Genomic DNA, 4,170 nt, shown 5'->3' with positions numbered 1-4,170 from the left:
GGCCCGGTTCACCCGGAACAGGTCCACGTTGCGGTTGATGTCAAAGGCCACTTCAGTCATGGCAGATCCTCCTGAGGTTTTTGAGTTGCCGCCGGGTGCGTCCGTGCAGCCGAGGCCCGACTTCAGTATGTTGCCTCAGCATCCCGGAGTCAAGACGTACGCTTGTTCGTGGAGGTTGATCTTGAAGTACACAATCGGATCATTAGATATCCGTCGCCGGCCTGGTTGCCGGCAAGGGCGGAGCGGCCTAACAGCGTCCAAACACGCGGTCATCGGATACCCCAAGCACCTCCCCGCGACCTAGGGCAAAGATGGAATTAAGATCAATGCAATTTGCCTGGGAACCATTTCCGTGCCGCTGATCGCCGCGTCACTGGCGGACATTTCAGCGTTAGTCACTGAGCTGCTGGGTGAGGACTTCAAATTCCTCCACGCCAAGGGTCTCCATGTGCTGTTCCTGCGTGGTCTCGGCGCGGATTCGGTCCGCGGCCGGCCGGCTGCCGGCCAGTGCGTCCTCGTCGTCCCAAAGAGTGAGCCCGAGTGACTTGTTGTCCTTTCCCAGGAGGTAATAGATTCCCTTGCATCCCGGCAGCTCAAGTACCCGGCGGACGGTCTCTTCTGAAGGCGCACCGGTGCTGTCCGGGGCGGGCCGGTACGTGCTGACGCGAGCGAACATGATTGTCCTCCGATAATCGTCCGTGAAGCCTGCACGCCACCCGAGCGGTGGGCGCTCGGCTCGGGGCCTTCGTCCCTCCCACCAGTAAGGACCCAGGCCCGTGGAAGCGCAAGCGGGCCGGAGCCCGCTGCGCTTCCACCGGCCTGGGTCCGTCTGATCCGGACGGCCGCTCAGCCCACCGCTATGCGCCGCTGGCGGCTGCCGCTTCCGCCGTCTGCTCTTCACGGCGCAGCATCAACGCGGTCCGCCGCACGACGCAGACCAATTCGTCGTTCTGGTTGTAGCCGCGGTGTTCGATGCCCACGATTCCGGTGTTGGGCCGCGACTTCGATTCCCGCTTGTCCAGCGCCTCGGTCTCCACGCGCAGCGTGTCACCAAAGAACACCGGCTTGGGGAACTCGATGTCCCGGAAGCCGAGGTTGCCCAGCGTGGTCCCCAGCGTGGTGTCCTGGACCGGGATGCCGGTGATCAGGCCGAGGGTGAAGATGCTGTTGACGATCTGCTTCCCAAACATGCTCTTCTTGGAGAATTCCGCATCCAGGTGCAGCGGCTGGACGTTCATGGTCAACGCGGTGATCAGCAGGTTGTCCGTCTCCGTGACGGTGCGGGTCACATCGTGCTTGATGACGTCGCCAACAGTGAAATCCTCGAAATACATTCCGGCCATGACTGGCCTCCTTTACTTGGGTTGTTACGCGTAGTTGGCTTAGTTATGCGCTGGCGAGTGCCAGGGCTTCACGTGCGTGGTTGGCGTGCGCCAGGTCAATATGGTCCCCGCGGTAGGCGACGGCCCCGTGGCCGTTCCGCTGGCCCTCCTCGAAAGCCTCGATCAGGCCTTCGTAATACTCCCTGAGCGTCGCGGTGAGGCCGTACTCCTCGTTGGCGATCGGGGCATGCGAGGGGTGGATCAGCACTTGGCCGGTGTAGCCCAGCCCGCTGTTGTCCTGCGCGAAAGTCCGCATCCCGTCCAGGTTCCGGACCTCCTGCCAGAGGCCCAGAACGATGGTCCGGATGCCCGCGGAGCGGGCAGCCACCACGACTTTGCTCCGCAGGTACAGCGTTTCCACGCCGGCGGCGGTCCAGCGGAAGCCGACCTCCCGCGACACGTCGGCGTCCTTGGCGGCGGCTGCCATCACGCCGCCGACCCGGGGGCCGGCGAGGATTTCGTCGACCTTGTTGATCGAGGCGGCCGTCTCCAGCGAGGGCACCAGTTCGACGGTTCCGCGCTCAATGCCGTGGTCGATTTCCGCCGCGCTCACCAGCGCATCGAAGCGGACGACGTCGTCGCGGGAGAAGAGCTTGGGCAGCAGGAACGCGGTCAGGTTCCGGTGTGTGACCTCGGCGACGTCGCGGCCAAAGAACACCGTGTCCAGGGCGTTGGGGCGGATCAGGATCCCCTTGGAGCCGCCGTGCGCCTCGAGTGCCTCCCGCGCATTGGCGCGGGCCAGTTCCTTGTCCTGCGGGGGTACCGAATCCTCGAGGTCGATGATGACGGCATCGGCCTCTGAGTTCAGCGCCTTGTCGATCCAGTCCCGTTTGTGTCCCGGGACGAAGAGCAGGGAGCGGTAGGGTTTCATGCCGAGACCTCCACGGTGACTTTGGTGAGTAGGGTGCCGGCGGCCATGGAGTCGCCGGTGACGACGGTGAAGTCCCCGACGATGCCGGAGACCGGCGCCGGGATGGGGTTTTCCATCTTCATGGCCTCCAGGACGAACATCACGTCACCCTTGGTGACTTGCTGGCCGGCTTCGACGTTGACCTTGATGATGGTGCCCTGCATCGGGGCCTTGACGGTTCCGTCGCTGACGACCTCGCGTTTGGCCCTTGCCTGCCGGATCTTTCCGGTGCTGGCGGCCGGGTCACCGGCGGCCGGGTCGGCCGGCGCCGGCGCTGCGGCGCCGTAGCCGCCGTAGCCGCCGGCGGTGCTGTAGTCGCTGAAGGTCGGGATGATGTAAAACCGTCCGACCACCTCGACGTTGGCGCGGTCCACCGGCTCGGGTTCGGAGAAGTCAACGGACTCTTCCAGCCAGAGGGTGCTGAAGCGCAGTTCCTTGAAGTCCGGGTGCGCAACGATGGTTTTCGCGGCCGGGACCGTGGTCGGCACGCCCTCGATCCTTAGCTTGTCCAGGCCCTCGAGCAGCCGCTTGATCGCGGTTTCGCGGTCCGGGCCGTAGGCGATCAGCTTGCCGATCAGGGAGTCGTAGAGCGGCAACACGGTGTCGCCGGACTCGTAGCCGGCGTCGAACCGCAGGCCTTCGCCTTCGGGAGCGGCAATCAGCTCCACCGGCCCCGGGGCCGGCAGGAACAGCCCTTCCGCGACGTCCTCGGCGTTGATCCGCGCCTCGATGGCTGCGCCCTTGGGGGCGAGGTTGCCCAGGATGGAGAGCTTCTCCCCGGCCGCAACGTGGATCTGCTCGGCGATCAGGTCCACGCCGTGGACCATTTCCGTCACCGGGTGCTCGACCTGGATTCGGGTGTTCATTTCCAGGAAGTAGAACTTCTCGTCCTCCACCAGGAACTCCACGGTCCCGGCTCCAACGTAATCAACCTCGCGGGCCAGGCGCACAGCGGCTTCGCCCATGGCCTTGCGCAGTTCGGCCGACAGTCCGGGAGCCGGGGATTCCTCCACGAGCTTCTGGTGGCGGCGCTGCACCGAGCAGTCGCGGTCCCCGACGTAAACCACGTTGCCGTGCGTGTCGGCGAAGACCTGGACTTCCACGTGGCGGGCGTGCGTAAGGTACCGCTCGAGGTAGACCTCGCCGTTGCCGAATGCCGCGGTGGCTTCCCGGACGGCGGCGTCGAAGGCGTCTTTGGCCTCCGGTTCGGAGTTGATCCGGCGCATGCCGCGCCCGCCGCCGCCGGCCGAGGCTTTCACCAGGACCGGGTAGCCGTGCTCGGCGCCGAACGCCTCGACGGCGGCGGCGCTGGCGATCGCCCCGGTGCCGGGGGCGAGCGGGACCTGGACGCGGATGGCAACGTCGCGGGCGGCGACCTTGCCGCCCATCGTGGTCATGGCGTGAGCTGAGGGTCCGATGAACACGAGCCCGGCGGCGGCGACGGCGTCGGCGAATTCCGGGTTTTCCGAGAGGAAGCCGTAGCCGGGGTGGATCGCCTGGGCGCCCGATTCGATGGCAGCGCCGATGATCTTGGCGATGTTGAGGTAGTTGCTGCTCGCCGGACCGTCGCCGAGGTCGACGGCGGTGTCGGCAACGCGGACGTGCATCGAGGCGGCATCCGCGGTCGAGTGCACGGCGACAGACTCGATGCCGAGCTTGCGGCAGCTACGTGCCACCCGGACGGCGATCTCGCCACGATTAGCGATCAGGATTTTGCTGAACATGATTTTCCTTAGAAGTTAGGGGGCGCCGGGGTCAGCGCGGGAGGGAGGCTTTGCGGACGGTTGCGAGTTTCATGCGCCCCATCCGAGGTTTGTTTTGAGTTGTGATTTCACGAGTTTCCCGGCGGCGGAGCGGGGTAGTTGGTCGGCGCCGAGG

General features: G+C 65.6%; 4 protein-coding genes. All 4 read right to left on the bottom strand.

Annotated features, from left to right (window positions below; all coding sequences use genetic code 11):
* Window positions 1-391 precede the first annotated feature (391 nt).
* The 4 genes from J2X01_RS21865 to J2X01_RS21850 all read right to left on the bottom strand — a co-directional run bounded on the left by J2X01_RS21865 (window position 392) and on the right by J2X01_RS21850 (window position 4,016).
* On the bottom strand, window positions 392-676 hold the full coding sequence (locus J2X01_RS21865; RefSeq protein ID WP_310062635.1) for a hypothetical protein: 285 nt from the start codon (window positions 674-676) through the stop codon (window positions 392-394).
* A 181-nt stretch (window positions 677-857) separates the two neighbouring features.
* Window positions 858-1,343, bottom strand: coding sequence for a MaoC family dehydratase (locus J2X01_RS21860; protein WP_310062633.1), 486 nt, complete (start codon window positions 1,341-1,343; stop codon window positions 858-860).
* Window positions 1,344-1,386: 43 nt separating this feature from the next.
* A complete protein-coding gene (locus tag J2X01_RS21855; RefSeq protein WP_310062631.1) occupies window positions 1,387-2,253 on the bottom strand; it encodes an HpcH/HpaI aldolase/citrate lyase family protein in 867 nt (288 codons plus the stop codon).
* Entirely contained in the window at window positions 2,250-4,016 is a 1,767-nt protein-coding gene (locus tag J2X01_RS21850; protein ID WP_310062629.1) for an acetyl/propionyl/methylcrotonyl-CoA carboxylase subunit alpha, read from the bottom strand. Before J2X01_RS21850 ends, J2X01_RS21855 begins: the two co-directional genes overlap by 4 nt.
* Window positions 4,017-4,170: the final 154 nt, after the last annotated feature.

It is taken from the genome of Arthrobacter ginsengisoli (assembly GCF_031456935.1).
Lineage (GTDB): Bacteria > Actinomycetota > Actinomycetes > Actinomycetales > Micrococcaceae > Arthrobacter > Arthrobacter ginsengisoli.
This window is presented reverse-complemented; position numbering and strand designations above follow the sequence as displayed.

Coding starts and splice junctions, on each gene's coding strand:
- J2X01_RS21865 (WP_310062635.1), bottom strand. CDS start 676: ATGTTCGCTCGCGTCAGCACGTACCGGCCCGCCCCGGACAGCACCGGT.
- J2X01_RS21855 (WP_310062631.1), bottom strand. CDS start 2,253: ATGAAACCCTACCGCTCCCTGCTCTTCGTCCCGGGACACAAACGGGAC.
- J2X01_RS21850 (WP_310062629.1), bottom strand. CDS start 4,016: ATGTTCAGCAAAATCCTGATCGCTAATCGTGGCGAGATCGCCGTCCGG.
- J2X01_RS21860 (WP_310062633.1), bottom strand. CDS start 1,343: ATGGCCGGAATGTATTTCGAGGATTTCACTGTTGGCGACGTCATCAAG.